The 25886-nt window shown below is 69.0% G+C and carries 28 protein-coding genes and 2 pseudogenes; 12 read left to right on the forward strand and 18 right to left on the reverse strand.

Features of this window, described 5'->3' with window-relative positions; genetic code table 11:
* A complete protein-coding gene (locus tag ACWDSJ_RS19475) occupies window positions 1-972 on the forward strand; it encodes an SCO2521 family protein (protein ID WP_450033438.1) in 972 nt (323 codons plus the stop codon).
* 68 nt (window positions 973-1040) lie between these two features.
* On the opposite strand, the gene ACWDSJ_RS19480 is transcribed toward ACWDSJ_RS19475, so the two are convergent.
* The 4 genes from ACWDSJ_RS19480 to ACWDSJ_RS19495 form a co-directional block, all read right to left on the reverse strand.
* Window positions 1041-1538, reverse strand: coding sequence for an N-acetyltransferase family protein (locus tag ACWDSJ_RS19480; protein ID WP_450033439.1), 498 nt, complete (start codon window positions 1536-1538; stop codon window positions 1041-1043).
* Between the two features lie 97 nt (window positions 1539-1635).
* Window positions 1636-1842 carry a CDGSH iron-sulfur domain-containing protein gene (locus tag ACWDSJ_RS19485; protein WP_450033440.1) on the reverse strand — a complete coding sequence of 69 codons (207 nt, stop codon included), beginning with the start codon at window positions 1840-1842 and terminating at the stop codon, window positions 1636-1638.
* Window positions 1820-2476: a HemK2/MTQ2 family protein methyltransferase gene (locus ACWDSJ_RS19490; RefSeq protein WP_450033441.1), complete on the reverse strand. Its 657-nt coding sequence runs from the start codon at window positions 2474-2476 to the stop codon at window positions 1820-1822. Before ACWDSJ_RS19490 ends, ACWDSJ_RS19485 begins: the two co-directional genes overlap by 23 nt.
* A 28-nt stretch (window positions 2477-2504) precedes the next feature.
* A complete protein-coding gene (locus tag ACWDSJ_RS19495; protein WP_450033442.1) occupies window positions 2505-3515 on the reverse strand; it encodes an iron-containing redox enzyme family protein in 1011 nt (336 codons plus the stop codon).
* 276 nt (window positions 3516-3791) lie between these two features.
* Here ACWDSJ_RS19495 and ACWDSJ_RS19500 point away from each other — a divergent pair, with 276 nt between their 5' ends.
* Together ACWDSJ_RS19500 and ACWDSJ_RS19505 are read left to right on the forward strand one after the other, a co-directional pair.
* Window positions 3792-4712 carry a hypothetical protein gene (locus tag ACWDSJ_RS19500; RefSeq protein ID WP_450033443.1) on the forward strand — a complete coding sequence of 307 codons (921 nt, stop codon included), beginning with the start codon at window positions 3792-3794 and terminating at the stop codon, window positions 4710-4712.
* A 3-nt stretch (window positions 4713-4715) separates the two neighbouring features.
* Window positions 4716-5240, forward strand: a complete 525-nt coding sequence (locus ACWDSJ_RS19505) for a hypothetical protein (RefSeq protein ID WP_450033444.1) — start codon at window positions 4716-4718, stop codon at window positions 5238-5240.
* A 105-nt stretch (window positions 5241-5345) separates the two neighbouring features.
* On the opposite strand, the gene ACWDSJ_RS19510 is transcribed toward ACWDSJ_RS19505, so the two are convergent.
* From ACWDSJ_RS19510 to ACWDSJ_RS19540, 7 genes are all read right to left on the reverse strand, one after another.
* Entirely contained in the window at window positions 5346-6491 is a 1146-nt protein-coding gene (locus ACWDSJ_RS19510; RefSeq protein WP_450033445.1) for an acyl-CoA dehydrogenase family protein, read from the reverse strand.
* A 153-nt stretch (window positions 6492-6644) separates the two neighbouring features.
* A complete protein-coding gene (locus tag ACWDSJ_RS19515) occupies window positions 6645-7505 on the reverse strand; it encodes a lysophospholipid acyltransferase family protein (protein ID WP_450033446.1) in 861 nt (286 codons plus the stop codon).
* Between the two features lie 183 nt (window positions 7506-7688).
* Window positions 7689-9179 carry a GTPase HflX gene (gene hflX, locus ACWDSJ_RS19520; RefSeq protein ID WP_450033447.1) on the reverse strand — a complete coding sequence of 497 codons (1491 nt, stop codon included), beginning with the start codon at window positions 9177-9179 and terminating at the stop codon, window positions 7689-7691.
* 72 nt (window positions 9180-9251) lie between these two features.
* Entirely contained in the window at window positions 9252-10133 is an 882-nt protein-coding gene (dapF, locus tag ACWDSJ_RS19525; protein ID WP_450033504.1) for a diaminopimelate epimerase, read from the reverse strand.
* Window positions 10134-10236: 103 nt separating this feature from the next.
* Complete coding sequence (locus ACWDSJ_RS19530; RefSeq protein ID WP_450033448.1) at window positions 10237-10572, reverse strand: hypothetical protein; 336 nt, start codon at window positions 10570-10572, stop codon at window positions 10237-10239.
* Window positions 10569-11507 (reverse strand): tRNA (adenosine(37)-N6)-dimethylallyltransferase MiaA, encoded by a 939-nt coding sequence (gene miaA / locus ACWDSJ_RS19535; protein WP_450033449.1) that lies wholly within the window; start codon window positions 11505-11507, stop codon window positions 10569-10571. Before miaA ends, ACWDSJ_RS19530 begins: the two co-directional genes overlap by 4 nt.
* The gene (locus ACWDSJ_RS19540; RefSeq protein ID WP_450033450.1) at window positions 11504-12259 is read right to left on the reverse strand and encodes a hypothetical protein; all 756 of its coding nucleotides are present in this window, start codon (window positions 12257-12259) and stop codon (window positions 11504-11506) included. Before ACWDSJ_RS19540 ends, miaA begins: the two co-directional genes overlap by 4 nt.
* Before the next feature lie 520 nt (window positions 12260-12779).
* On the opposite strand from ACWDSJ_RS19540, the gene ACWDSJ_RS19545 reads away from it, so the two are divergent.
* Both ACWDSJ_RS19545 and ACWDSJ_RS19550 read left to right on the forward strand, forming a co-directional pair.
* Window positions 12780-14219, forward strand: a complete 1440-nt coding sequence (locus ACWDSJ_RS19545) for a DUF349 domain-containing protein (protein ID WP_450033451.1) — start codon at window positions 12780-12782, stop codon at window positions 14217-14219.
* An 8-nt stretch (window positions 14220-14227) separates the two neighbouring features.
* Window positions 14228-14635 carry a nitroreductase family deazaflavin-dependent oxidoreductase gene (locus ACWDSJ_RS19550; protein ID WP_450033452.1) on the forward strand — a complete coding sequence of 136 codons (408 nt, stop codon included), beginning with the start codon at window positions 14228-14230 and terminating at the stop codon, window positions 14633-14635.
* Between the two features lies 1 nt (window position 14636).
* Here the strand turns inward: ACWDSJ_RS19550 and ACWDSJ_RS19555 are convergent, their stop codons facing one another.
* Both ACWDSJ_RS19555 and miaB read right to left on the reverse strand, forming a co-directional pair.
* Entirely contained in the window at window positions 14637-15221 is a 585-nt protein-coding gene (locus ACWDSJ_RS19555) for an Rv2732c family membrane protein (protein ID WP_450033505.1), read from the reverse strand.
* Window positions 15222-15304: 83 nt separating this feature from the next.
* On the reverse strand, window positions 15305-16849 hold the full coding sequence (gene miaB / locus ACWDSJ_RS19560) for a tRNA (N6-isopentenyl adenosine(37)-C2)-methylthiotransferase MiaB (protein ID WP_450033453.1): 1545 nt from the start codon (window positions 16847-16849) through the stop codon (window positions 15305-15307).
* A 238-nt stretch (window positions 16850-17087) separates the two neighbouring features.
* Between miaB and ACWDSJ_RS19565 the strand changes: the two genes are divergently transcribed.
* From ACWDSJ_RS19565 to ACWDSJ_RS19590, 6 genes are all read left to right on the forward strand, one after another.
* Complete coding sequence (locus ACWDSJ_RS19565) at window positions 17088-17816, forward strand: amino acid ABC transporter ATP-binding protein (protein ID WP_450033506.1); 729 nt, start codon at window positions 17088-17090, stop codon at window positions 17814-17816.
* Between the two features lie 44 nt (window positions 17817-17860).
* Window positions 17861-18688, forward strand: a complete 828-nt coding sequence (locus ACWDSJ_RS19570) for a glutamate ABC transporter substrate-binding protein (RefSeq protein ID WP_387356392.1) — start codon at window positions 17861-17863, stop codon at window positions 18686-18688.
* A gap of 41 nt (window positions 18689-18729) precedes the next feature.
* Window positions 18730-19407, forward strand: coding sequence for an amino acid ABC transporter permease (locus tag ACWDSJ_RS19575; RefSeq protein ID WP_450033454.1), 678 nt, complete (start codon window positions 18730-18732; stop codon window positions 19405-19407).
* On the forward strand, window positions 19404-20300 hold the full coding sequence (locus ACWDSJ_RS19580) for an amino acid ABC transporter permease (RefSeq protein WP_450033455.1): 897 nt from the start codon (window positions 19404-19406) through the stop codon (window positions 20298-20300). Before ACWDSJ_RS19575 ends, ACWDSJ_RS19580 begins: the two co-directional genes overlap by 4 nt.
* 288 nt (window positions 20301-20588) lie before the next feature.
* Window positions 20589-20792, forward strand: coding sequence for a hypothetical protein (locus ACWDSJ_RS19585; RefSeq protein WP_387356386.1), 204 nt, complete (start codon window positions 20589-20591; stop codon window positions 20790-20792).
* A gap of 75 nt (window positions 20793-20867) precedes the next feature.
* Entirely contained in the window at window positions 20868-21185 is a 318-nt protein-coding gene (locus ACWDSJ_RS19590; RefSeq protein WP_450033456.1) for a DUF2795 domain-containing protein, read from the forward strand.
* A gap of 8 nt (window positions 21186-21193) precedes the next feature.
* On the opposite strand, the gene ACWDSJ_RS19595 is transcribed toward ACWDSJ_RS19590, so the two are convergent.
* Window positions 21194-21745: a DUF6817 domain-containing protein gene (locus tag ACWDSJ_RS19595; RefSeq protein WP_450033457.1), complete on the reverse strand. Its 552-nt coding sequence runs from the start codon at window positions 21743-21745 to the stop codon at window positions 21194-21196.
* A gap of 170 nt (window positions 21746-21915) precedes the next feature.
* Here ACWDSJ_RS19595 and ACWDSJ_RS19600 point away from each other — a divergent pair, with 170 nt between their 5' ends.
* Complete coding sequence (locus ACWDSJ_RS19600; protein ID WP_450033458.1) at window positions 21916-22776, forward strand: toll/interleukin-1 receptor domain-containing protein; 861 nt, start codon at window positions 21916-21918, stop codon at window positions 22774-22776.
* Between the two features lie 32 nt (window positions 22777-22808).
* On the opposite strand, the gene ACWDSJ_RS19605 is transcribed toward ACWDSJ_RS19600, so the two are convergent.
* The 4 genes and pseudogenes from ACWDSJ_RS19605 to recA form a co-directional block, all read right to left on the reverse strand.
* Complete coding sequence (locus tag ACWDSJ_RS19605; protein WP_450033507.1) at window positions 22809-23249, reverse strand: hypothetical protein; 441 nt, start codon at window positions 23247-23249, stop codon at window positions 22809-22811.
* A gap of 24 nt (window positions 23250-23273) precedes the next feature.
* A pseudogene (gene recX / locus ACWDSJ_RS19610) lies at window positions 23274-23777 on the reverse strand (recombination regulator RecX); the annotation flags it as partial.
* 657 nt (window positions 23778-24434) lie between these two features.
* Window positions 24435-24755: pseudogene (locus ACWDSJ_RS19615) on the reverse strand (hypothetical protein); the annotation flags it as partial.
* A gap of 3 nt (window positions 24756-24758) precedes the next feature.
* The gene (gene recA / locus ACWDSJ_RS19620) at window positions 24759-25802 is read right to left on the reverse strand and encodes a recombinase RecA (RefSeq protein ID WP_387356379.1); all 1044 of its coding nucleotides are present in this window, start codon (window positions 25800-25802) and stop codon (window positions 24759-24761) included.
* Window positions 25803-25886 lie beyond the last annotated feature (84 nt).

Below are 25886 nucleotides of genomic sequence, written 5' to 3' on the forward strand. Positions count from 1 at the left end.
ATGGCGTCGCCCGCGCCCCTGGTCGTACTCGGTGAGATACGGACCTGCCTGTTGCCGACAGCGGCCGCGCTGACCCGCGACGAGGCCGGAGAACTGCTGGCCCTGATGCCGGGACGGGATGTGCTGTGGCGGGAAAGGCCGGGCACACTGGCGATTTCGCCGACGATGGCCGTCGGCGTCGACTGCGCTCTGCCGATGGGCGCGGACGCCGTCCGGATCGTCGGCACGGTCGCCACCCGCGTGGTGCTGGTGGGCGGTCGGTTGCTGCAATCCTCGGCTCGGACCCGCGTGGTGCGTGCCGCCGAACGCCGCCGCCGGACATGGTCGCACTACCTCGGCCGGAAGGGGGTGACGGAGGTGATCGATCGTCTGCCCGAGCGCACCACCGCCGAAAACGCTTTAGCCGAAGGCTATCTCGGCGGCGACGACCGACCGGACACCCTGGACATGGCGTCGATCAGCGAGCGGCTGCTCGGCCGCGTCCGAGCCGACGAGCGGCTGGACCAGTCGCCACCGATCCACGCGCGCACGACCAGGCTGCGCTGGATCGCGCACGTCCGCGGTGATGTCGCCCCCACGGTGCGGCTGCGACTGGACGACGCCACCACCCGAACCGTGCGGTTGGCCCTGCGTTCGGAGCCGGATCTGGATGCCGCACAACGCTTCTGCGAGGATCTCGCGACCCACGACTGGCTGCTGACAACCCTGGCCGCGACCCTGGAGAAGGCCGACCGATTCGCCGGAACCAGCCGCGAACGCCTCGACATCCTCGGACCGCTGCTCCAGCACCTCACCGGACTGTGGATGCCCGGCGCACACACCCCACCGACGATGCGCGCCCTGTGGAAGAACCTCCAGACCGAACCCGGCTTCTCCCGGCAGTGGACAACGCTGACGGATCGATTACGGGACAATGTGTCGGTGGCGACGCTGGACGCGTTGCGGCACAAGGCGTTCGAGACCGACTGGTAATCACATCGGTCGCGTACAGCCACGGAATTGCAACGGGCCGACGAACGGTGAGAGGCGGGGCGTCGCAGTCAGGGACGGCAGAGCGGTAATTCGTACAGATAGCGTGGTTCGCCCTCGCCGAAATACCGGGCGTCCTCTTTCGTCCGAACGAATCCCGCGTTCTCGAACAAGGTGACCGCGGAGCGGTTGTCGGGCCATACCGTGAGGTATTCGACCTCGGCGCCGAGCCGTCGGCTGCAATCCAGCGCCTCCTCGAGCAGAGCCTTCGCGTAGCCTCTGTGCCGGAACTCGGGGGACATCGCGAATGTGAACAGCAGTGCGCGACGGTCCTTTTCGAGGCTCAACGCGTATCCGATGATGGCGCCGTTCAACTCGCAGACGACCCAGGCCGAGCCGTGTAGATCGAAGAGTTGCCGCAACATGAGATATCGGTACGGCTCGTCGAAGACCTCGTGTTCGATCCGCGCGATCGCGGGTAGATCATCGAATACGGCCCGCCGATACGTCGGCGGGTCCTCGAAGCAACCTCGCCGATGTGCCGATCCCAGCACCTGTGTGATCTCCATGTGCTCCCCAGCGCCAAGGCCAAAAGCATCGTCCATCCAGACTAGGGCGTGTTCTCGGCCCACGCTGACGAAAACGCAACCGCGCGTGGGGCGGAACTCATTCGCGGCGACGGCGTTTGCGATGGCTTGTGTCGCACAGCGGAAAGTCTTTGGACCGCTTGCACTGACACAACGCGACCACGAATCGATCGGAGATGACCACGGTTCCGTCGTCCAGGACCAATTCGACGGGCCCCTCGATCAGCGCGGGGCCGTCCTTCGTGAGGACGACGCGGCGGCGCTCACGGCTGGGTTCGGTCGGCACGGATCACCACCAGCTCCTCGTGACGCTGGCCGGGTTCGATGAGGCCAGCGGATTCCAGCCAGGCGGCGCGCGACCGCATGACGGGGCCGAAAGGGACTGTGGCGCGGGCCACTTCGGCGGCCTTGAGCCCACCCGCGCGGAGGAGTCCCAGGGTCAAGCCCGTATCGCAGATGCCGGAGTGGACGATCAGCGCCACGCCCCGGTGGTTGAGGAGGCGGGGCATCATCAGGCACAGGCGATCGAGAACGACGCGGCCGTCCGCGCCCGCGTCCCAGGCGCGTTCCGGGCCCGAGTCGGGAAGACCGTCCGGGCAGGGGACGTACGGCGGGTTCGCCAGGACCATATCGAACCCCGGTTCAGTGATCACCTCGGTGAAGTCGCCGTGCCGCACCTCGATCGACGCCCGGCGCACGCGGCTGTTGAACCGCGCGGCGAACGCGGCCCGGCGCGCCACATCCACCGCCACCACCCGTCCGGCCCCCGCCTTCGCGGCCGCGATGGCCACCGCGCCCGAACCGGTGCAGACCTCCAGAACCGTGCCGCCGCGGGGGACGGGTGCGGTGGTCATGGCCCGAATCAACAGCTCCGTGTCGTCCTGTGGCCGGTAAACCCCCGGTGGGCGAAAGATGATCACACCGCCCGGATAACCCGAATGCCGGAAGTTATCCGTCGTGATTCAGGCCGGGGGCCAGGAGGGAACTCTTGCCGGAGCGCCAGCTGTCGTGCAGCACATGCTGTTCGATGCGGGTCTCGAGCAGGTTGGTGACCTGGATGCCGAGGACGACGGATGCGGTGAGGTCGGGTTCGCGGGTGAGCAGGTCGGCGATGACGTCGCGGCGCATGATCTGTTCGTGGACGGCGTCGGCCTCGATGTGCTCGGTGTAGAACGACACGCACGCCGGGTCGGCGTCGAGCCGGGTCAGGGCCTCGACCATGCGGCGCGACGCGGGCGAGGAGGTGATCTCGACCGTGGCGAAGTGGCCGACGAGCGCGCCGCGCCAGCGCCGGTGCAGGCCGAACAGCGACATCATGTTGACCAGGGCCAGCATGGGCGCGGGGACGACGTCGAGGTAGTGCAGGTAGTCCGAGTTCAGTCCGGCGCCGTCGAGCAGATCCGCGAACAGCCGCGCGTGCACGCGATCGCCGCGCCCGCCCCCGTACTCGTCGAATTCGACGGCGACGAGGGCGGCCTTGGCCTGGCCGCGCAGGCGCGGGATCGCCCACGCGTAGGGGTCGGCCTCCTTGAGGTGGTAGATCGAGCGGTGCGCGAAGTACTCGCGCATGTGCCACCACTCGCCCTCGTCGCGCAGGAACGCGCCGACGCCGGTGGCCTCGATCGGTTCGACGAGCAGTTGCCCCAGTTCGGCCTCGAGGTCGGCGCCGCCCGCGACGTCCGCGCGCAGGGCGTCGAGGAAGCGCCGCTCGAGCCGGGCGCGCCAGGTCAGCAGCCGCGGATCCCACTCCAGGTCGGGATCGACGGCGGTGAATCCCTGGTAGTGCAGTTCGTAGCAGGTGTGCAGGGCCAGGTGCAGGTCCTCGCCGTACGGATCCGCCTGGGCCACAGGCACATCCACGTGGTCGGTGGCGCCGCGCAGCAGGTCCGTCACCGCCTCGGACAGTTCGCCGCGCGGGGTGGGCAGCGCCAGTGTCACCGGTGCGACGTCGACCGTCATCCGAAATCCTCCATCCGATACGCGGGCAGCGGTCACCCACTTCGATCGGGAGGTACCCGTTCGGTTGCGGTCGAATCGCTGGGGGCGGTGCCTGATCGTCACGATGCGGGGGGCAGGGACGCGCAACGGGCGGGTTCAGGGGGGAAGACAAGCGGCCCGCGAACCGCGCGCAACGGTTAACGTGAGTTCGGCGCACACGGATTCACCTGTGCGACCCGCGCTTTGGCGGGGACTTCAGGAGGAATTGTGCGATCGAATACACGGGGTTCGCGGGTTGTGACGGCGGTCGCCGCGTCGGCGGTGCTGGGGATGACCGCGCTGCTCGTCACCGGATGCAACGACGACGATGTGAAGGGTAAGGCGGTGTCGTCCTCGGTGTCGGCGCCGAGCAGCGTCGCGGGCGCGCCCGCCAGCGGCTCGCCGACCGCGGGGCAGCCGGTGCGGACGATCGGCAAGACGGGGTGGTTCGAGGGCTTCGACATCACCGTGACCAAGGCCACCGTCACCGATCAGCTGGGCGGGGCGCGGCTGGTCATCGACGTCAGCTACAAGAACACCGGCACCGAGAACAAGACCGTGGACAACGGTTTCCTCCAGGTCGGGGATCGGACCGACAGCGGCGCCATCTTCGATTCGCCGACCGTGCCCGGGAAGGGCACGGCCACCGGGACGGTGACCACCTCGCTGAAGTCCGGGGCGAACGTGGATCAGGTACTGGATTCGATCACCGTGGTGTACGGGCAGTCGTCCGACAACCAGACCAAGATCCCGCTCGCCGCCGCGGGCAAGGTGGACAGCGTGCAGCCGCGGGTGCTGCCGATCTCCGGCAAGCTGACCCAGGGGCAGATCACGATCGAGGTCACCGACGGGAAGCTCTCGCCCAGCTACGTGCGCGGCGAGCGTGGCAAGTACGAGCTCGCGCTGCACGTGAAAATCGTTGGCGGACCGGGTGTTCCGGCTGGCGGGATGAATGTCTTCGAGAACTTCTTCAGCGTGCAGACCCCCGACGGGCAGTCGCTGGTCGCCGACAACCGCAGCCCCGTCAACGAACTGCCGGAGAAGAATCAGACCATCGACAAGCCCGGCAACTACGTGGTGTTCGTGGTCCCCGCGCCCGGCACCGGCAATTACGTCCTGAGCTACGACGGGAAGACCGGCGACGACGCCCCGCCCGCGACCTTCGCGTTCAGCGTCTGAGCCATGGGCACGGTACTCACCGAGCACCCGGTGGTCGATGGGATCCTGCCCCGCTACGCCGACGCGCTCGCCGACGACGCCCCGGTCTACCGCAACCATGTGCTGCGGTGCCTGAACTACCAGACGCTGCTGCTCGGGCACCCGGTGTCCGAGCAGGCGGCGCTGGCGTGGACGGTGCACGATCTGGGCATCTGGACGGCGGGCACGTTCGACTACCTGGGCCCGTCGGCGGCCCTGCTCGACGAGCTGGCCGCCGAGGTCGGCATCGACGACCCGACGCACGCGAAAACCCTGGTGCTCCAGCACCATTCGCTGCGCCCGGTCCCCGACCGCGAGGCGGAGACCTTCCGCCGGGCCGACCTCGTCGACGTCTCCCGAGGCGTCCTCCGAGCCGGACTCCCCCGCCCCGCCGTCCGAGCCGTCACCGAAGCCCTCCCCTACCGAGGCTTCCACCGCTGGCTCACGAGGGGCCTCCTCCACCACGCCCTCCGCCACCCCCTCCACCCCGCCCCCATGCTCCGCTGGTAAGGCACCCCAGCCGCACCCTTTATTCGCAAACGCACCCCTTGCAGGGCTCTACAAGGGGTGCGGATTCGAATAAAGGGTGCGGCTGGGTTCGTAGACCTGGGGGTGTCAGGCGAGTTTGAGGGAGCGGCCGATGATTTCTTTCATGATTTCGGTGGTGCCGCCGTAGATGGTTTGGACTCGGGCGTCCATGTAGGCCTTGGCGATGGGGTATTCGCGCATGTAGCCGTAGCCGCCGTGGAGTTGGAGGCAGCGGGAGATGAGGTCGAGTTGTTCCTCGGTGCTCCACCATTTGGCCATGGCGGCCTCTTCGGCGGTGAGCTTCTCCTGGTTGAGGAGTTCGATGCAGCGGTCGACGAAGACGCGGACGGCGGTGGTCTTGGTGGCGAGCTCCGCGAGGACGAAGCGGGTGTTCTGTTGGGCGCCAATGGGTTTGCCGAACGCCTTGCGGTCGCGGACGTACTGCATCGTCATGTCCAGGCAGCCCTCCATGGCGGCGGCGGCCATGACGGCGATGGACAGGCGCTCCTGCGGGAGGTTCTGCATCAGGTGGATGAAGCCCTGGCCCTCGGTGCCGAGCAGGTTCTTGCCGGGGACGCGGACGTCGGTGAAGCTCAGCTCGGCGGTGTCCTGGGCCTTGAGGCCGATCTTGTCCAGGTTGCGGCCGCGCTCGAATCCGGGCATGCCGCGCTCGACGACCAGCAGCGAGAAGCCCAGCGCGCCCTTCTCCGGATCGGTCTGGGCGACCACGATCACGATGTCGGAGTTGATGCCGTTGGTGATGAAGGTTTTGGCGCCGTTGAGAACCCAGTCGTCGCCGTCGCGCACGGCGCGGGTCTTGATGCCCTGGAGATCCGAGCCGGTGCCGGGTTCGGTCATGGCGATGGCGGTGATGATCTCCCCGGCGCAGAAGCCGGGCAGCCAGCGCCGCTTCTGCTCCTCGTTCGCCAGCTCCAGCAGGTACGGTGCGATGACGTCGTTGTGCAGGCCGAAGCCGAGGCCCGAGTACTGCGCGCGGGTCACCTCCTCGGTGACGACCGCGTTGTAGCGGAAGTCCTTCACACCCCCGCCGCCGTACTCCTCCGGCACGGCCATGCCGAGGAAGCCCTGCTTGCCCGCCTCCAGCCAGACGTCCCGATCGACGATGCCCTGCTCTTCCCACTTCGCGTGGTGCGGCGCCACGTGCTGCTCGAGAAACTTACGGAACGACTCCCGGAACAGCTCGTGTTCGGGTTCGAAAAGGGTGCGCTCCACGCTGACCTCCTAGTGACCACATCGGCACACAGCCTGTGCCACATACGGTACCGGGAAGGGAATCGTGGTTCACTTCAGACCCCGTAAAACGGTCCTCACCTCTGCCGCTTCGGGGTCTTCGCCGAAGGACGCGGACCTGAACCCCCGTAAACCTCAGCGGGGCAGCGCGGCCCGCACGCGACCCCACAGGGTGCGGCCGGAGTCGCGGTCGCGTTCGTCGAGCAGGAAGCGCAGCTCCTCCTCGAGCCCCTTGCGAACCACCGTTTGCAATTCGGCGGCGGCCGCGTCGAGATCGGGCGCGTCGCGCCAGGGGGTGGTCTCGATGGCCTCGCCGATGGAGTAGTAGAACCGCTCGGGCCGCGGGATCCAGGTGGGGCCGACGCCGCGCATGAGGGGCGGGGTCAGTTCGCGGCGGATGCCGAGCGCCTCGACGGTCCGGCGCAGCGGCCACATGAGCGGATGGTCGCCGTCGAAGACGACATCGAAGACGTCGTCGGCGCCGATCATCGCGACCGGCAGGATGGGCACCCCGGCCTCGATCGCCATGCGCGCGAAGCCCGTTCGGCCCTCCCAGCGCAGCGCGTACTTCTCGTCCTTGCGGCCCATGGCCTCCCGGCCGCCGCCGGGGAAGACGATGACCGCCTCGCCGTTGGCCAGCAGGGTGCGGCAGTTCTCCCGGGTGCCGCGCACGCTGCCCAGCCGATGCACGAAGGCGCGCACCGGACCGAGCCGCATGAGCACGTTCTCGGCCAATCCGCGCACCAAACGTCCACGGCGAAGCCAGATCTCGTGCACCAGCAGCGGCGCATCGATCCCGCCGAGCAGCGTGTGGTTGCCGACGAGCAGCACCGGCCCCGTCTCCGGAATGTTGTCCAGCCCGTGAAACCGCGGACTGTTCCACGCCCGCACGGGCGCCGCCAGCGCATCGGCCACCAGCCGTTCGACATCCCCCCACGACATGTGCATCGGCGCCCCGTCACTCAACGGCGCGGGCATGGACACGTTCCCGGACAAGAGCACCCTCCCTGCAAGCGTTCCCGAAACCGCCATCCTAACGAGGGTCCACGGGGCCCCGTTATATGAGCAGGTACGCCCTGGTTCCCGAACACATGCCGCCTGGTACGCGGGACCACCCTGTTCGCGAACGGACCCCACCCTATGTTCCCGAGCGCAGCGAGGGAGGGCCGGACTCGACGGTCAGTCGGTCCGATGTCCCCCGTCGCTACCCGCGAACGCGTACTGCGACAGCGGCCCGACCAATGCACGGGGTACCCGGGCTCGGACTCGGGTGCCGCCCTCCTCGTGGGTGGACTCCAGGATGCGGCCGTCGGAGTGGACTCGGGCGAGGAGGTCGCCGCGGGTGTAGGGCAGGAGGACGCTGACCTCCATGTCGAGGGTGCTCAGGAATTCGGCGAGGCGGTCGCGGAGTTCGTCGAGGCCCTGTCCGGTGCGGGCGGAGACGAAGATCGCGCCGGGCAGTTGGGCGCGCAGGTGCGCCAGTTCGGTCGGCGGCAGTGCGTCGATCTTGTTGACCACCAACAGTTCCGGCGGGGCGGGCGCGTCGGATTCGCGCAGGACGTCGGTGACGACCTCGCGCACCGCCTTGATCTGCTGTTCGGGCAGCGGGTCGGAGCCGTCGACGACGTGCAGCAGCAGATCGGCGCCGGTGACCTCCTCCAGGGTGGACCGGAACGCCTCGACCAGCTGGGTGGGCAGGTGCCGGACGAAGCCGACCGTGTCGGTGAACACGACCTCTCGGCCGTCCTCGAGGGCGGCCCGGCGGGTGGTCGGATCGAGGGTGGCGAACAGCGCGTTCTGCACCAGCAGACCCGCGCCGGTGAGCGCGTTCATCAGACTGGACTTACCCGCGTTGGTATAGCCGACGATCGCGACCGAGGGGATGCCGCTGGCGTCGCGGCGGGCCCGCTTGGTGTCGCGGGCGGTCTTCATCTCCTTGATCTCGCGGCGCAGTTTGGCCATGCGCTCGCGAATCCGGCGACGATCCGTTTCGATCTTGGTCTCACCGGGTCCGCGCAGACCCACACCCCCGCCGCTGCCGCCCGCGCGACCACCGGCCTGCCGGGACATCGACTCACCCCAGCCACGCAGGCGCGGCATCATGTACTCCATCTGGGCGAGCGAGACCTGGGCCTTGCCCTCGCGCGAGGTGGCGTGCTGGGCGAAGATGTCCAGGATGAGCGCGGTGCGGTCGACGACCTTCACCTTGACGACCTTCTCCAGCGCGGTCAGCTGCGCGGGGGTCAGTTCACCGTCGCAGATGACGGTGTCGGCGCCGGACTCGAGCACCACGCCGCGCAGTTCGTCGGCCTTGCCCGAGCCGATGTAGGTGGCCGGATCGGGCTTGTCGCGCCGCTGGATCAACGCGTCCAGCACCTGCGAGCCCGCGGTCTCGGCCAGGGCGGCGAGTTCGGCCATGCTGGCCTCGGCCTGCGCCGCGCTGCCCTCGGTCCACACACCGACGAGCACGACGCGCTCGAGGCGCAGCTGCCGGTATTCGACCTCGGTGATATCGGTGAGTTCGGTGGACAGACCCGCGACGCGCCGCAAGGCGCTGCGTTCGTCCAGCTGCAACTCCCCCAGCGTCGGCTCCGGCTGCCAGCCGTTGCCGCGCTCCTCGTGATCGAGCTCATCGATGGGCGTGAACTCGTACGTCTCTGATTTCCTCATACACCTCCATGGTCCCACGTTCCAACGACGGGACGCACGTGAGTTATTTCCGGCGTGGCGCGGGGACGCCGCTCAGAGCCCTGCCCACCACTCGCCGGCGATCCGGCCGGTGGCCACGAGCGCCGAGGGGCCGCGCAGCCAGGCCGCGCCGTCGGCGAGGCGGACGGTCACCTCGCCGCCCGGCACCCGGACCCGCACCTCGCCCTCGTCGGTGGCGAGGTCGAAGCCCTCGGCGGCGAGGGCGGCGCTGGCGGCGGCGACGGTTCCCGTTCCGCAGGAACGGGTTTCGCCGACACCGCGTTCGTAGACGCGCATGTCGACCGAGCGGGTGGCGTCGAGGGGGGTGAGGATCTCGATATTGACGCCCTGGGCGAAGAGTTCGGGGTCGTAGCCGGGCGGGACCGTCAGGTCGAGATTCGCGAGCGTGGCCGGGGTGAGGTCGGCGGCGACGCAGGCCAGGTGGGGATTGCCGACATCGATGCCGAGTCCGGAGAGCGCGCGGCCGCCGATGGTGGCGGTCGACTCACCCAGCGAGCGGACCGTGCCCATGGCGACGGTGACATCGCCCGCCACGCCGTCGTAGCCGTGCACGGTGACGGGCCGGGCCCCGGCGCGGCTGCCGACGACGAATTCGGGGCGCTTCTCCCAGCCGTGCGCGGCGAGGTAGTGCGCGAAGACCCGGACGCCGTTGCCGCACATCTCGGCGATGGAACCGTCGGCGTTGCGGTAGTCCATGAACCAGTCGTCGCCGGAGACGCCCGCGGGCAGTTCGGCCAGCACCCCGGCCCGGAGCAGCGCGTCGGCGCGCGCCACCCGCAGCACCCCGTCCGCGCCGAGGCCGCGCCGCCGATCACACAGGGCCGCAACGCGATTCGCGGACAGGTCGAGGGCGGCCTCGGGATCGGGCAACACGACGAAGTCGTTCTGGGTGCCGTGCCCCTTGCTGAATTCGATGTCTCGGTCCATGACTCCCGTTCACAACGTCCGGCGCTGCCGCAGAATTTCGTACAGGGCGATCGAGGCGACGCACGGGGCGGCGAGGGCGTCCCGTCGCCGATCACGATGATCGTCGCATCCGAGAAGTCGTGCTCGAACACCGGCCGCGCCGCGGGCTCCTCGTGCGCGGCGACGACACCGACGAGGCGGGTGGGCGTGCCGCGCGCGGCCTGCCGCTCGCGGAATTCCCGGGCCGGCGGTCGAGCAGCTCCCGCGCCCAGGCGGGCGGTTCGGGCGCACCGAGACGGTACAGCAGGGCCTCGATCGGCCAGTCGTTGGCGACGGCCGCGGTGATGGCGGCGCGGCCGTGCACGAGGAAGCGGCCGTCGTGGTGGCGGGCGGCGCGGTGGGTGAGCAGCGCCCGCCACTCCCCGACCGTCGCGTTACGGGTCGTCACTGCCGGATTCGTTCCTGATCGTCGCCGGGCGCGTGGGCGCGCACCAGCGCCAGCGCCGTCTCCGTCAGCCTGGGATCGGCGCCGTCGACCCATCGCACCCGCGGGTCGCGGCGGAACCAGGACCGTTGCCGGCGCACGTAGCGGCGGGTGCCGATGAGGGTGCGCTCCCGCGCATGTGTCAGGTCGTATTCGTTGTCGAGGTAGGCGAGGACTTGTGCGTATCCGATGGCGCGGCGCGCGGTCTGCCCATCGCGCAGGCCGCGGTCGATCAGCGCGCGCACCTCGTCGACGAGTCCGTCGGCGAACATCTTCGCGGTGCGGGCCTCGATGCGGGCGTCGAGTTCGGCGGTGTCGCGGTCGACGCCGAGGATCAGCGCGTCCCAGCGCGGGCGGCCGCGGCCGGGCTGGGAGGCGGCGAACGGGCGGCCGGTCAGCTCCACCACCTCGAGCGCGCGCACCATGCGGCGACCGTCGGTGGGCAGGATGGTCTCGGCGGCGACCGGATCGGCGGACCGCAGCGCGGCGTGCACGGCGGCCACGCCCCGCTCGGCCAGCAGGGTCTCCCATTTCGCGCGCACGTCCGGGTCGGTGGCGGGGAAGTCCCAATCGTCCAGCAGCGCTTGGACATACATCATCGAGCCGCCGACGATGACCGGGGTGCGGCCCCGGGCGAGGATCGCCTCGACGTCGGCGCGGGCGGCGGTCTGGTATGCGGCGACGGTGGCGGTCTCGGTGACGTCGAGGACGTCGAGCTGATGGTGCGGGATGCCGCGGCGTTGCGCGAGGGGCAGTTTGGCGGTGCCGATGTCCATGCCGCGGTAGAGCTGCATCGCGTCGATATTGACGATCTCGCCGTTCAGGCGCTGCGCCAGATCCAGGGCCAGATCGGATTTCCCGGTGGCGGTCGGGCCGATCACGGCGACGGGCGTGGTCACGCGTCGCCGTCCGGGCGCCAGACGCTCACGTGATATCCGACGCCGAAAGGTGCTGCGCTGTACCGGGTTTCAACCCGGGGCGCCGAGTCGAACAGGCCCGCGAGGAGCTGGTGGGCGGCGCGGCCGGAGACGTCGAGTTCGGCGCACAGGTCCGCGTCCAGCGCCGCCAACGCCTCCCGGTCTCCGGCCGAGAGCGCCCGGTCGATGCCCTGTTGCACCTCCCCCGCGCGGGGGTGCAGATAGCCGGGGGCGGCGAGGGACAGGGTGGCCGCGCCGTCGGCGACGACGAGCACGCCGCACTTCTCGGGGCGGGCGTCCAGTTCCGCGCGCAGCGCCGCGCCTTGGTCGAGGCATGTCTCGATGGGTGTGTCGGCCGCGAGGATCCGGGCGTCGGCCGTCGCACCGGGAGCGACCCGGCTGCGGATCCAGCCGCCGATCAGCGCGGCGAGGGGCAGTTCGGGGTCGAATTCGGAACCGGCCAGGGCGGATTCGGACAACCCCACCCACACGTCGGCGCCGAAGCCCCGGAAGGTGCCCGCGGCGTCGGGGCCGAGGATGCGCGCACGCTCCCCGGTGCCCACGATCGTCCAGTGCTCAGCCTCCCCCGCGAGCGTGCCCGCGGCCGAGAGCACGGCCGCGCGCAGCTCGGGCACGCTCGCCGCCGCGTGGTCCGAATCCGCCGTGGGGTCCCCGCCGCACAGTTCGGGGACCAGCACGGGCGGCGAGGGGATCAGCACGGCGAGACGGAACACAGGGTCAACCGTAGCGGGCGCGCCGAACGCGGAGCCGGGGCGTTCGCACCGACCGGTCGGCTCTCGAAGGGCGGCTCGAACGACGTTGCCCCGCAAGCCGATTCACGTCCGACGGGTCGACGGCTCCGTATGGAAGGAAAGGGGCTAGGGCAATCGATCCGCTACCGCCGCAATCGCGATATCACCCCGGACCGGCCGCGACCCCTCCGAACGCCCGAAAGTTCCCCTCCCCCACCGCCCGTAACAATTGGGCAAACGTCGTGTTCCGAGCCCGCCACAAGATGGTCGACCGATCAGTTTTCCCAGGCTACGGCCCGGTCACGACCCGCTCCGGAAAGCCCGCTCGCCATCGAATCCGCAACCCGTATCGCCGCACTTCCCGGTATATTTCACCGATCCCAGCAACCGGTTCCGTCACGCCACCGGCGACAAGACACGGCAAATCTGCCTCTTGGCTGGTTGAATGGGATGAGCTAGGGCGTAACCAGGCAGCCGTGACGCGCGGCAGGGACGAGGAGCGATGACCGAGAACAGCGGAACCGAGAAGGCCACCCAGGCGGACACCGGCACGGCGCAGCGGTCCAGCAACTCCGCCGCGACCCGTCCGACGCCCGGCCCCGCGCGCAAGCCGGGCGCCCCGAAACCGGGGTCCCGTAAGCCTGATACCCCCAAGCCGCACGCGGTCAAACCTGTTCCCGGCCCGGCCCCGGCAGAACATCCGCATCCGGTGGTGGTGCCGACGGTCAGCGATCCGAGCCGCTGGGGTCGCGTGGACGAGGACGGTACCGCGTGGGTCAAGACCGCCGAGGGTGAGCGGATCATCGGGTCGTGGCAGGCCGGGGACGCCGCCGAGGGCCTGGCCCACTTCGGCCGTCGCTTCGACGATCTGGCCACCGAGGTCGCGTTGCTCGAGGCCCGGCTCGCCGCCGGAACCGACGCGCGCAAGACGAAGAACGCCGCCATGGCGCTCGCCGACTCGCTGCCGACCGCGGCGGTCATCGGCGATATCGACGGCCTGCACCAGCGGCTGCGGGCGATCATCGAACACTCCGACGAGGCGGCCGCGCACGCCAAGGAGGAGAAGGAGCGCACCCGCCACGAGCAGACCGAGCGCAAGGAGGCGCTCTGCGCGGAGGCCGAGCAGATCGCGGCCGAGTCCACGCAGTGGAAGGTCGCGGGCGATCGGCTGCGCGAGATCCTCGACGAGTGGAAGACGATCCGCGGCGTGGACCGCAAGGTCGACGACGCGCTGTGGCGGCGTTTCTCCAAGGCGCGGGAGTCGTTCAACCGCCGCCGGGGCGCGCACTTCGCCGAGCTCGATCGCGAGCGCGCCGCGGCCAAGACGCGCAAGGAGGAACTCTGCGTGCGCGCGGAGGAGCTGTCCGGCTCGACCGACTGGGCGGGCACGGCCGCGACCTTCCGCGACATGCTGGCCGAGTGGAAGGCCGCGGGCCGGGCCCCGCGCGAGGCCGACGAGCAGCTGTGGCGGCGCTTCAAGAGCGCGCAGGACGTGTTCTTCGCCGCCCGCAACGCCGCCGCCTCCGAACGCGACGCCGAATTCGAGCACAACGCCGCGGCCAAGGAGGAACTGCTGCGCGCCTACGCCGACCGCATCGATCCGGACGCCGATCTCGACTCCGCCCGCGCGACTCTGCGTGAGCTGCAAGAGAAGTGGGACGCGCTGGGCAAGGTGCCGCGCGAGCGGATGCAGGAACTCGAGGGCCGCCTGCGCTCGATCGAGAAGCGGGTGCGCGAGGCCGCCGACGCCCAGTGGCGGCGCACCGATCCCGAGGCCATGGCCCGCGCGGCCCAATTCCGCGAGCGCGTGGCGCAATTCGAGGAACAGGCCGCGAAGGCCCAGGCGGCGGGCCGCACCCGCGACGCGGAAAAGGCCCTCGAGCAGGCCAAGCAGTGGCGGGAATGGGCCGAGGCCGCCGAGGGCGCGGTCAGCCAGCGCTGAGGAGAGCCATGGACGTGCGCGAGACCAATCGCCGGGTGATCGAGCAGTTCCGCGCGGGCGGGGAGATCGAGGGCATGCACCGCGATCGCCTGCTGCTGCTCACCACCACCGGCCGCAGGTCGGGTCGGCCCTACACCACGCCCATGATGTTCCATCCCGACGGCGATCGGGTGCTGGTGATCGCGTCGAATATCGGCGCGCCCCGGCACCCGGACTGGTATCTGAACCTGGCGGCCGATCCGAACGTCACGGTCGAAGTCGGCGACGAAACCTATTCCGCCACAGCCGAATCCCTGCGCGGCGAGGAGCGGGAACGGGTCTGGCGACAGATCAAGGAGCTGTACCCGTTCTTCGCCGATCACGAGGCGAAGACCTCCCGCACCATTCCCGTGGTCGCGCTGCGCCGCGCGGGCTGAGCTACTCCTCGGTCTCCCCGCGCAGCCACCGGCGGTGCTTCTCCTCCGCCTCGGCGGCGGCGACCCGGCGCTGTTCTTCGGCTTGCAGGTGCAGCGTGGTGCGGCTCCACACCACCTTGATCCAGTGGAAGGTCAGCACGACGATCGCCAGCGTCGCCAGGATCAGGCCGATGCCCGGTCCGGCACCCCGGTAGTCACCCAGGCCCGGGGTCTGCCGATGCCAGATCGACAGCACGCCGAACACGCTGCCGATGGCCGATCCGGCGACCGCGATCCAGGCCAGCGCCCAGCGCCGGGTGAGCAGGGCGAGCGAGGAGAAGCCGATGCCGAACACGACCACGATCCAACCGAATACGCGCGAGGGCAGGCCGATGTGCTCGACCTGGGCGGCGTGGTCGTAGAGCACCACATCGAGTCCGCGCGCCCCGCCCGCGTGCGGCAGCACCAGCGACAGCAACAGCACGAACACCGCGCCCGCCACCACCATCGCGCGGTGGCCGGGATCGATCTCCCCGGCGATCCGGCGCTCGACCGCCTCCAGTTCGTCGTGGTACTGCTCGAAGGTTCGGGTCTCGGCCGGATTCATCTGCTCCTCGTTCGGATCGCCTTGTGCCCCTTGGCTTTTGTCATCGTCGACCATCGCCGGTCACCGCCTCCGTCGTCGCGTGCTCATGCGTCGCAGCCGCACGCCGACGCCGCGACCGCGACGGGCTCGGGCGCGCCGATGCGCGGAATGCCCAGTCCCACACCGATGGGCGCGGTCTTGGGCGTGCTGCCGCGCTCGTGCGCGTCGCCCGCGCGGGTGCGGCGATGGGTGCGGATCGGCGCGTCGGCGATGAGGTGATGCGGTGCGGCGCCGGTGATCTCGACCGTGACGATGTCACCGGGCCGGATCGTGTTGTCCGCGGGCGGGCGGAAATGCACCAGGCGGCCGTCGCGCGCCCGGCCGCTCATGCGCGCGGTCGCGGCGTTCTTCTTGCCCGCGCCCTCGGCGACCAGCAGTTCGACCTCGCGGCCGAGCAGCGCGCGATTGGCGTCGAGCGAGATCTCTTCCTGCAGGGCGACGAGCCGGTCGTAGCGTTCCCGCACGACCTCCTTGGGCACCTGATCGGGCATGGTCGCCGCGGGGGTGCCCGGCCGGATCGAGTACTGGAAGGTGAACGCGCTGGTGAACCGCGCCTGCCGGACCACGTCGAGGGTCTCCTGGAAGTCCTCCTCGGTCTCGCCCGGGAAGCCGACGATGATGTCGGTGGTGATCGCCGCGTGCGGCATGGCCGCCCGGACCTTGTCGATGATGCCGAGGTAGCGGGACTTGCGGTAGGACCGCCGCATGGCCTTGAGCACGCGGTCCGACCCCGACTGCAACGGCATGTGCAGCTGCGGGCAGACGTTCGGGGTCTCGGCCATCGCCTCGATCACGTCGTCGGTGAACTCGGCCGGATGCGGCGAGGTGAAGCGCACCCGCTCGAGCCCGTCGATATCGCCGCAGGCGCGCAGCAGCCGGGCGAAGGCGCCGCGGTCGCGCGGGTCGTCCGGATCGGCGAAGTTGACCCCGTAGGCGTTCACGTTCTGCCCGAGCAGCGTCACCTCCAGCACACCCTGTTCGACCAGGGCCCGCACCTCGGCGAGCACATCGCCGGGGCGGCGGTCGATCTCCTTGCCGCGCAGGGCGGGCACGATGCAGAACGTGCAGGTGTTGTTGCAGCCCACCGAGATCGAGACCCAGCCCGCGTAGGCCGACTCGCGCCGGGCGGGCAGCGTGGAGGGGAACGCCTCGAGCGATTCGAGGATCTCGACCTGGGCCTGTTCGTTGTGCCGGGCGCGTTCGAGCAACACCGGCAGCGAACCCAGGTTGTGGGTGCCGAACACCACGTCCACCCAGGGCGCCTTGCGCACGACGGTATCGCGGTCCTTCTGGGCCAGGCAGCCGCCGACCGCGATCTGCATGCCGGGCCGCTCGGCCTTGATCGGGGCCAGATGACCCAGCGTGCCGTAGAGCTTGTTGTCGGCGTTCTCGCGCACCGCGCAGGTGTTGAACACGACCAGATCGGCGGTCGCGCCGGGATCGGCCTTGACGTAACCCGCGTCCTCGAGCAGGCCGGACAGGCGCTCGGAGTCGTGTACGTTCATCTGACAGCCGTAGGTGCGGACCTCGTAGGTGCGCGCCGGCCCCGCGATCGCCGAACCTTCCTCGAGCCGCACAGCAGAATTCACCCGTCCAGGGTATCGGTTGCCCGGAAGCGCTTTTCCACCCCCGTCCGGGACCCGCGGTGATACCCATCACCAATGTCAAGGTTCGGTTAATCGTTATCGGCGCTGCTTCGACGCGTTTCGCAAAGTTGCGCATTGTCCGCATTTTCGCCTTAAGGTCGTCCCCATGACCGATGCTGCCGACGCGACACCCGGCACCGACACCGCTGTGAGCCCGACCGCGACCGCCGCCGCACCGCCGATGATCGCGATGCGCAAGGTGGACAAGCACTTCGGCGCTCTGCACGTGCTGCGGGACATCAATCTCGAGGTGCCCAAGGGGCAGGTGGTGATCGTGCTGGGGCCCTCCGGTTCCGGCAAATCGACGCTGTGCCGCACCATCAATCGGCTCGAGCCGATCGACTCCGGCACGATCGCCGTCGACGGGGTGGAACTCCCCGCGGAGGGCCGCGCGCTGGCCAAACTCCGCGCCGATGTCGGCATGGTGTTCCAGCAGTTCAACCTGTTCGCGCACAAGACGATTCTGGAGAACGTCATGCTGGCGCCGATCAAGGTGCGCCGCATCGATAAGAAGAAGGCGCGCGAGACGGCGATGCAACTGCTCGAACGCGTCGGCATCGCGAACCAGGCCGAGAAGTATCCGGCGCAGCTGTCCGGCGGCCAGCAGCAGCGGGTGGCGATCGCGCGGGCGCTGGCGATGAATCCGAAGGTCATGCTGTTCGACGAGCCCACCTCCGCGCTGGACCCGGAGATGGTCAACGAGGTGCTCGAGGTGATGGTCCAACTGGCCAAGGACGGCATGACCATGCTCGTGGTCACCCACGAGATGGGCTTCGCCCGCCGCGCCGGGGACCGCGTGCTGTTCATGGCCGACGGCCAGATCGTCGAGGACGCCGAGCCCGAAACCTTCTTCACCGCACCGAGTTCGGAGCGCGCCAAGGATTTCTTGGGCAAGATCTTGAGCCACTGATCGGTGACGATCATCTCCCACACGCACCAGAGAGAAGGAATTCGATGAGGATCACTCGCGCACTGCGCCTCGGAATCGGCGCGCTCGCCCTCGCGGCGGTGGCCAGCGGCTGCGGCGGCGGCAGCGACAAGACCGCGGCCCAGCACGCCGCCGACGGCAAACTCACCGTCGGCATCAAATTCGACCAGCCCGGCCTGGGCCTGCGCGACAAGAACGGCTCGTTCTCCGGATTCGACGTCGACGTCGCCACGTATGTCGCGGGCAAGCTGGGGGTGAAGCCGGAGAACATCACGTTCAAGGAGGCGCCGTCGGCGCAGCGGGAGACGTTGATCCAGAACGGGCAGGTGGACTTCATCGTGGCCACGTATTCGATCACCGATCAGCGCAAGGAGAAGGTCGACTTCGCGGGCCCCTACTACGTCGCGGGCCAGGATCTGCTCGTGCGCGCCGACAATACCGACATCACCGGCCCGGATTCGCTCAAGGGCAAGAAGGTGTGCTCGGTGAAGGGTTCGACCCCCGCGCAGAACCTGGACAAGAACTACAAGGACGCCCAGCTCCAGACCTACGACACCTACTCGCTGTGCATCGAGGCGCTGAAGTCGGGCGCGATGGACGCGGTCAGCACCGACAACGTCATCCTCGCCGGATACGCCGCGCAGTCGCCGGGTCAGCTGAAGCTGGTCAACAAGCCGTTCACCACCGAGAAGTACGGCATCGGCGTCAAGAAGGGCGACAAGGACTCGCGCGACAAGATCAACGACGCGATCGAGGCGATGATCAACGACGGCACCTGGAAGTCGACCCTCGAAAAGGATTTCGCCGGAACGGGTTTCCAGGTTCCGGCGCCGCCCAGCGTCGACCGGTACTGAATCGATCCTGATTCCCTGACACCGCGAGGAGCACGTCCGCCGTGTTCGACCTGATCTCCAGATACGACTCCGAACTGCTCGACGCGTTCTGGATGACCATCAAATTGACCGTGTTGTCGGCGATCGGCGCGCTGATCCTCGGCACCCTCGTCGCCGCCATGCGGGTGTCGCCGGTGCCGGTGGCGCGCTGGGTCGGCACGGCGTACGTGACGATCTTCCGCAACACCCCGCTCACGCTGATCCTGGTGTTCTGTTCGATCGGCCTGCTGAGCACCATGCGCATCGAACTCGCGCACGGCGCGAACTCGATCGAGGAGAACGCCTTCCGCTGGGCCGTGATCGGATTGAGCATCTACACCGCGGCTTTCGTGTGCGAATCGCTGCGGTCGGGCATCAACACCGTATCGCTCGGCCAGTCCGAGGCGGGGCGGTCGCTCGGCCTCACCTTCGGGCAGAACCTGCGGATGATCGTGTTGCCGCAGGCGTTCCGGTCGGTCATCGCGCCGCTGGGCAGCGTATTGATCGCGCTGACCAAGAACTCGACGATCGCCTCGGCCATCGGTGTGCACGAGGCCGCGTACCTGATGGCGGATATGAACGATGTCGAGGCGCAGGTGCTCGTCATCGGCGCGATCTTCGCCATCGGGTTCGTCATCCTCACCCTGCCTACCGGCCTGCTGTTCGGTTGGCTGGCCAAGCGATTCGAGGTGGCTCGATGAGTTCCGGTGCTTCGGTCCTCTACGACGCGCCGGGCCCCAGGGCCCGGGTGCGGCACAACATCTATTCGGTGCTGGTCGCGATCGTCATCGTGGCGGCGCTGTATTTCGTTTATCGCGGGTTCGACAGCAAGGGGCAGTTCACCGCTGCGAAGTGGAAGCCCTTCTTGGATTCGGAGGTGTGGCAGACGTATGTGCTGCCGGGTCTGCGGGGAACCATTGTCGCCGCGGCGCTTTCGATCGTCTTCGCGCTGGTGATCGGGATGGTCTTCGGGATCGCGCGATTGTCGGATCATCGGGTGGTGCGGGTGGTCGCGGGGGTGATCGTCGAATTCGCGCGGGCCATTCCGGTGCTGGTGTTGATGATCTTCCTGTATTTCTACTTCGCGAAGAACGCGGTGTTCCCGTCGGATCAGCTGGCGTTGGCGGCGGTGGTGATCGCGCTGACGGTCTACAACGGGTCGGTCATCGCCGAGATCGTGCGTTCGGGGATCCGATCGCTGCCGCGGGGACAGTCGGAGGCGGCGATCGCGCTGGGTATGCGCAAGGGGCAGTTGATGCGGATCGTGCTGCTGCCGCAGGCGATCACGGCGATGCTGCCCGCGATCGTGTCGCAAATGGTTGTGGCGCTGAAGGATTCGGCACTCGGCTATCAGATCGGTTATCAGGAGGTCGTGCGACAGGGCCAGCAGCTCGGCGCGGCACAAGGGAATCCCGTTCCCGCCTTGTTCATCGTCGCGGCCATCATGATCGCGCTGAACTGGGCCTTGTCGCGGTTCGCCATCTGGCTCGAGGGCCGGTTGCGGTCCCGGAAGCGGGGGCGGGTGACGCTGGCGGCGGATTCGGTGATGACCGGTGCGGCGCCGGGGCTCGATCTGACGGGGGCCACGCGGTAGTCGGTTTTCGGCGAGCGGGCCGGTCCTTCGGGATCGGCCCGCTTTCGTTGTTTCGGGGCACGGGGTCCCCTGAGCGTCCGCATGGCGAAACGGGGCTGGCGGTCTCGTTGAATTCGTGGTGAGCCCAATCATCGTGAGCCCGGGGTGGGTTCGCGCATCCTGGACGGGCACCGCTTCCGGGCGTTGGTTTCGCCACTGCTCGCGCCCGGGAGCGGTTGTCCAACGATTCACTCGCCACGCCGGGGCGGTGATTGCATTCGCACCGGTTGGTCTTCAGTGTTGGCTGCTATGTCCGACACCTGCCCCGCCTGCTCCTGGTCGTCGCCGATGGAAGTCTCGGCGCACGGTTCGGTCCGCTACTTACGGTGTGTGTGCGGAAGATGGCTGGTGGCGCACCGGGGCGGGGTGAGTGTGGTGGCGTCGCGGGGGTCGTGCGCGAAGAAGTCGGCGCCCGCCGAACATCTCGAACTGATCCCGCTGCCCGAGATGTGAGACCCCCTCCGAAGCGGGTACCGCGAGCCGAGGGGCGATGATCGCCACCCGGTAGCTCGACCCGAGGAGGTTCCGATGGTGACAACCGACGCGACGCGCGTGCGCGCGGCTCTGACCGACGCCGATTTCCCCGCCGACAAGGACACGCTGGTGAGCTGTGCGAGCCGGGCGGGCGCCGACCAGGACACGGTCCGGGCGTTGCGGGCCATTCCGCCGGAGTCCTACGCCAATATCGGAGAGGTCCTGCAATCGGTCGACCTCTCCCCCGACCGCGATCCCGCCGACCGCGCGGCGCAGCGGCGGACGCATTCGCATCCGGGTCTCGCGGAGCAGGAGGAGGATATTCCGCCCAATCCGATCGCGGAGGAGTTGGGTGAGAATCGGGGTAGTTGATTCGGCGCTCAGGGGCCGAGTAGCGCCGAGCAGGCGTTCCACGCGTCGGCGGACAGGTACGACCTGGTTCGGCTGAACAGTCCGTAGAGGGCCGGGCCGTGTTCGGCGGCGAGGGCGGCGTTGTGGGCCATGACGTCGAGTTCGTTGGCGACGGTGATCTCCAGGAAGGCTCGGCGGTCCGGGTCGCCGGGTTCGTGTTCGCGCCCGGTGAAGCGGTCCCGGAAGCGCAGGCGCGGGGCGTCGAGATTCGGGTAGACGGCCGTTCGGTCGCAGCTGGCGTACAGGTAGACCAGGGCTTCGGTCTCCTCGCCCAGCAGTTCGACGATGGGGGCCCGGTCGTCGACCGGATGCAGGGCGACGTCGAATCCGTCCGTGCCGTAGACGGCGTGGGCCAGCCCCGCCAGCTGGACCGTGGGGGCGGCCCGCCAGCTGGCCAGGGTGTCGGCGACCCTGCGGAGATGGGCGAGCAGGGTGCCGCCGGGGTGGTCGATGTCGTCGGCTCCGCGCGCCCGGAGAAATGCCTCGACTTCGGATCTCGTTGCCTCGGTTGCGTTTTCCACGATGTTCAGTCTCGGGGTTGGCGGGTCGGATGACCAGGGCCGGGTCCTGTCGGAACCGTCACGGGGCGCGGCCGCGCGAGGTAGGTTGTGATCGGATCGCCGCGCGGTACGAACCCTCGGAAGGGCATCGCGCTGACCACATTCCGAGACGCGGGTGCAGGGGGCGAACGGTGCCGGAACGTCGATTGCGGGTGTTTCTCGCGCATTCCAATGCGGACAAGCCGTCGGTGCGGGAGGTGGCCCGGCTGCTGGCATTGGACGGCTTCGAGCCTTGGCTGGACGAGGAATCCCTGGTCCCCGGGCAGGAGTGGGCGCTGGAGATATCGCGGGCGATCGCGCGGTCCGACACCGTCGCGGTCTTTCTCAGTACCGCCAGCGTGTCGCGCGCGGGATACGTCAACAAGGAGATCACGCAGGCCCTCGACCTCGCGGACCGCAATCCGGAGGGGACGGCGTTCATCGTGCCGGTGCGACTCGACGACTGTGCGTTGCCGGACCGCCTGCGGCACATTCACGGCCTGCGGCTGGCGATCTCCGCCGGCGATTTCTCCATCGCGGCGACATACGGCCGACTGCAGGCGGCGCTGGTCTATCGCGGGCACCAATTGGGTCTGCTGAATCATGATGAGGTGAGCGAATACTCGCTGCGGTTGCCGAGATCTCCGGAGCTGATCAGGGCGAAGACCGCGGCGTATTGGGAGCCCCGATATTCGGCCGTCGGACGCTACCTCGTGCGCGGACGAAATCCGGATGGCCGGAAGTACTTCGGAACGGCGACGATCGACGAACGCGACGGCATGCTCGCATTACGGGCGACGATCGGCGCGCGGATCCTGAATTACACCGAAATGCCGCGCGGGGCAGTGCGTCTCGGTCATGAGACGCTGCGATTCGAGGGCAACGGCCACCGCGTGGAGTACGAGTGGGTGGAACACCGCTGCCTGCTGGGTCACTGGGGAGACGATGGCGTGGAGGAGTTGATAGCCGCCTCGCCCTTCGCCGAACTCGGGCTGCCGCCCGGTGAGCAATAGCCTCTGAACAGAGGGTTTCCGTTGTTCCGGGCTTATTCGGCGAGTTCGGCTTTCACCAGGGCGTAGGCGGCGGATTGGTTGTAGCCGCGCCGGGCGAGCATGCCGACCAGGCGGCGAACGGTCTTCTCCCGCTCGCCCGCGGGCGGTCCGTTGCGGAGTTTGCGGCGGATGAGGTCGAGGGCCGCGGCCTCGTCGAAATCATTGCCCGAGGCGGCGGCGGGCGCGTCGGCCTGGGTGGGCGGCTGGCGGAAGCCCGCGTCGTCGACCGCCGACCGGACGACCCGATGGGCGGTCGCGGAGTCGAAGCCGCGCCGGGCCAGCATGCCGACCAAGCGACGAATCGCCTTGTCCCGGTCCAGGTCTCGCGGGAGGGTCCGAAGTTTCCGTTCGACCAGATCGGCGGCGGAGTCGGCCGGAGCGGGCTGTCCGGCATTCGGTGCTGTGGGTGCGGGTTCGCGTGGTTCGCTCGGCAAGGCCGCCTCCGAGATGACAGCGAGGACGACCGTATGGGCTGTGGCGGGGTCGAAGCCGCGCCGGGCCAGCATGCCGACCAAGCGACGAATCGCCTTGTCGCGGTCCAGGTCCTCGGGCAGGGTCTGAAGTTTGCGGTGGACCAGTTCGGTGGCGCGGTCGCGTTCGGCGGCGGTCGTGATGGTCGCGAGGGCCGGTTCGGCGTGTTCGGGGGCCACGCCTTTACGGCGGAGTTCCTCGGCGAGGGCCTTGCGGCCGCGGCCGGAATAGGTGTGCCTGGAGTGCACCCATTGCTCCGCGAAGGCGGCGTCGTCGATGAGTCCGACCTCGGCGAGCCGATTCAACGCGCGCTCGGCCACCGCCTCGGCGAAACCCTTGTCCGCCAACTTCTTCGCCAATTCGGCACGGCTACGCGCGCGGTCGGTCAACAACCGCAGGCAGATATCTTTCGCCTGAGCCTCGGTACCGCCCCCGCGCGGCTCCGATTCCCCGTCGGGTGCGCCGGTACCATGCCCACGCTCCCTCCGCCGACGGCCCCGCGCCTCGGGATCGCGTGCCGCACTACGGGACTCGTGTTCCGATGCATGACCCTCAGCGCCGAGCCCATCCTCGGCTCGACCGCGGCGGCCAGATGCGGCGCGGCGCTTTGTCTCCGAGTCGTCTGCCTGAGCCGAGTCCGTTCTCCGAGGGCGCTCGCCATCGTGATGGTGATCTGGGCGCGAGGGGGTGTCGTTCGGTCGTTGGTCGCCCTCGGGGGGAAAGGTCGATTCGGGTGTGGTCGCCGGGGCACGAAGGTTGAGCAGGCCGAGGGTGGTGAGGTGGTTCAGGGCGCTCGCGATGACCTCGGGGGCGAAGCCCATTCCGGCCAGAGCGTTCGTGAGGGCCGAGCGGCCGGATATGCCGTCGGCCAAGAGGCGCAGGCAGGCGTCTTTCGCTTGGCTCGGTGTGCCGCCAGGGGTGTCCGGCTGGCCGGGGCGGACGCTCCTCGCCCGATCGCCTTCGATCGTCGCGGGTGTCGCTTTCGCGATGTCGGCCCTGCCGCCGCGTTCGACGCGAGCGTTTCGGCCCGGGTGCCCCGCGTCGGCATTCGGGTGCGGAGCCGCGGTACGCGTGGGTGTGTCGGGGGCGTCCTCGGCTGTTTCGGCAAGTGACCGGTCGAGCAGGCCGAGGGCGGTCAGGTCGTCCAGGGCCTGATCGATCGTGGGCGGGGGGAATCCCCTGGCCGTCAGGATGGTGACCAGGTCCGCACGGGTGTGGGGATGGTCGGCGAGCAGGCGCAGGGACAGGTTCTTGGCCTGGGTTTCCGTTTTGGCGGGGGTGGGGTGGACGACCGAGCCGCCGTCGGAGCGCCAGAGGCCGGTCGAATCGCCTTTGGCCGCAACGCGTTTCGGGGCGCGACGGGGCGGACCCGGGTCGGAGGGTTGGTGGCGGAGGCGGTCGACGGCCTCGAGCCGAGTCGCGTCGGGGCCCGCAAAAGGGGTGGGCCCCGACGCTTCCCGGTGGGGCATCGGCTAGAAGTCGACGGGTGCCTCGGCACCCGCGTCTGCGGTGACATCGGCGCCGATGCCGAGCTTCTCCTTGATCTTCTTCTCGATCTCGTCGCGCACGTCGGTGTTCTCGCGGAGGAACTTGCGCGCGTTCTCCTTGCCCTGGCCGAGCTGGTCGCCCTCGTAGGTGAACCAGGAGCCGGACTTGCGGATGAAGCCCTGCTCGACGCCCATGTCGATGATCGAGCCCTCCTTGGAAATGCCCACGCCGTACAGGATGTCGAACTCGGCCTGTTTGAACGGCGGGGAGACCTTGTTCTTGACGACCTTGACGCGGGTGCGGTTGCCGACCGCGTCGCTGCCGTCCTTGAGGGTCTCGATGCGGCGGACGTCGAGGCGGACCGAGGCGTAGAACTTGAGCGCCTTACCGCCGGTGGTGGTCTCGGGCGAGCCGAACATGACGCCGATCTTCTCGCGCAGCTGGTTGATGAAGATGGCGGTGGTGCCCGAATTGTTCAGGGCGCTGGTCATTTTGCGCAGGGCCTGACTCATGAGGCGAGCCTGGAGACCGACGTGGCTGTCGCCCATCTCGCCCTCGATCTCGGCGCGCGGCACCAGCGCGGCCACCGAGTCGATGACGATGATGTCCAGCGCGCCGGAACGCACCAGCATGTCGGCGATCTCGAGCGCCTGCTCACCGGTGTCGGGCTGGGAGACCAGCAGCGCGTCGGTGTCGACGCCGAGCTTGCGGGCGTACTCGGGATCCAGCGCGTGCTCGGCGTCGATGAACGCCGCGACACCGCCGTTGGCCTGCGCGTTGGCGATGGCGTGCAGGGCGACGGTGGTCTTACCCGAGGACTCCGGACCGTAGATCTCCACGATGCGGCCGCGCGGCAGGCCGCCCAGGCCCAGGGCGACGTCGAGCGCGATCGAACCCGTCGGGATGACCGAGATGGGTTGGTGCGCCTCCTCGCCCAGGCGCATCACCGCGCCCTTGCCGAAGCTCTTCTCGACCTGCGCGAGCGCGAGTTCGAGCGCCTTGTCGCGGTCGTAAGCCTGTGGTGCCATCGTCTGGTCCCCTTCTCGACGGGTGTCTCGGTGTGTGGTTGACGCCTACGTTAGAGGGCGGCACCGACAAGTTCTGTCGGCCAG

This window comes from Nocardia sp. NPDC003482 (assembly GCF_053588115.1).

Bases quoted from the DNA above. Each gene is read 5' to 3' on its own strand.
- ACWDSJ_RS19570 (WP_387356392.1), top strand. From the start codon at position 17,861: ATGAGGATCACTCGCGCACTGCGCCTCGGAATCGGCGCGCTCGCCCTC.
- ACWDSJ_RS19550 (WP_450033452.1), top strand. From the start codon at position 14,228: ATGGACGTGCGCGAGACCAATCGCCGGGTGATCGAGCAGTTCCGCGCG.
- ACWDSJ_RS19475 (WP_450033438.1), top strand. From the start codon at position 1: ATGGCGTCGCCCGCGCCCCTGGTCGTACTCGGTGAGATACGGACCTGC.
- hflX (WP_450033447.1), bottom strand. From the start codon at position 9,179: ATGAGGAAATCAGAGACGTACGAGTTCACGCCCATCGATGAGCTCGAT.
- ACWDSJ_RS19495 (WP_450033442.1), bottom strand. From the start codon at position 3,515: ATGACGGTCGACGTCGCACCGGTGACACTGGCGCTGCCCACCCCGCGC.
- ACWDSJ_RS19545 (WP_450033451.1), top strand. From the start codon at position 12,780: ATGACCGAGAACAGCGGAACCGAGAAGGCCACCCAGGCGGACACCGGC.
- ACWDSJ_RS19480 (WP_450033439.1), bottom strand. From the start codon at position 1,538: ATGGAGATCACACAGGTGCTGGGATCGGCACATCGGCGAGGTTGCTTC.
- ACWDSJ_RS19590 (WP_450033456.1), top strand. From the start codon at position 20,868: ATGGTGACAACCGACGCGACGCGCGTGCGCGCGGCTCTGACCGACGCC.
- ACWDSJ_RS19565 (WP_450033506.1), top strand. From the start codon at position 17,088: ATGATCGCGATGCGCAAGGTGGACAAGCACTTCGGCGCTCTGCACGTG.
- recA (WP_387356379.1), bottom strand. From the start codon at position 25,802: ATGGCACCACAGGCTTACGACCGCGACAAGGCGCTCGAACTCGCGCTC.
- ACWDSJ_RS19555 (WP_450033505.1), bottom strand. From the start codon at position 15,221: ATGAATCCGGCCGAGACCCGAACCTTCGAGCAGTACCACGACGAACTG.
- ACWDSJ_RS19505 (WP_450033444.1), top strand. From the start codon at position 4,716: ATGGGCACGGTACTCACCGAGCACCCGGTGGTCGATGGGATCCTGCCC.
- ACWDSJ_RS19585 (WP_387356386.1), top strand. From the start codon at position 20,589: ATGTCCGACACCTGCCCCGCCTGCTCCTGGTCGTCGCCGATGGAAGTC.
- ACWDSJ_RS19580 (WP_450033455.1), top strand. From the start codon at position 19,404: ATGAGTTCCGGTGCTTCGGTCCTCTACGACGCGCCGGGCCCCAGGGCC.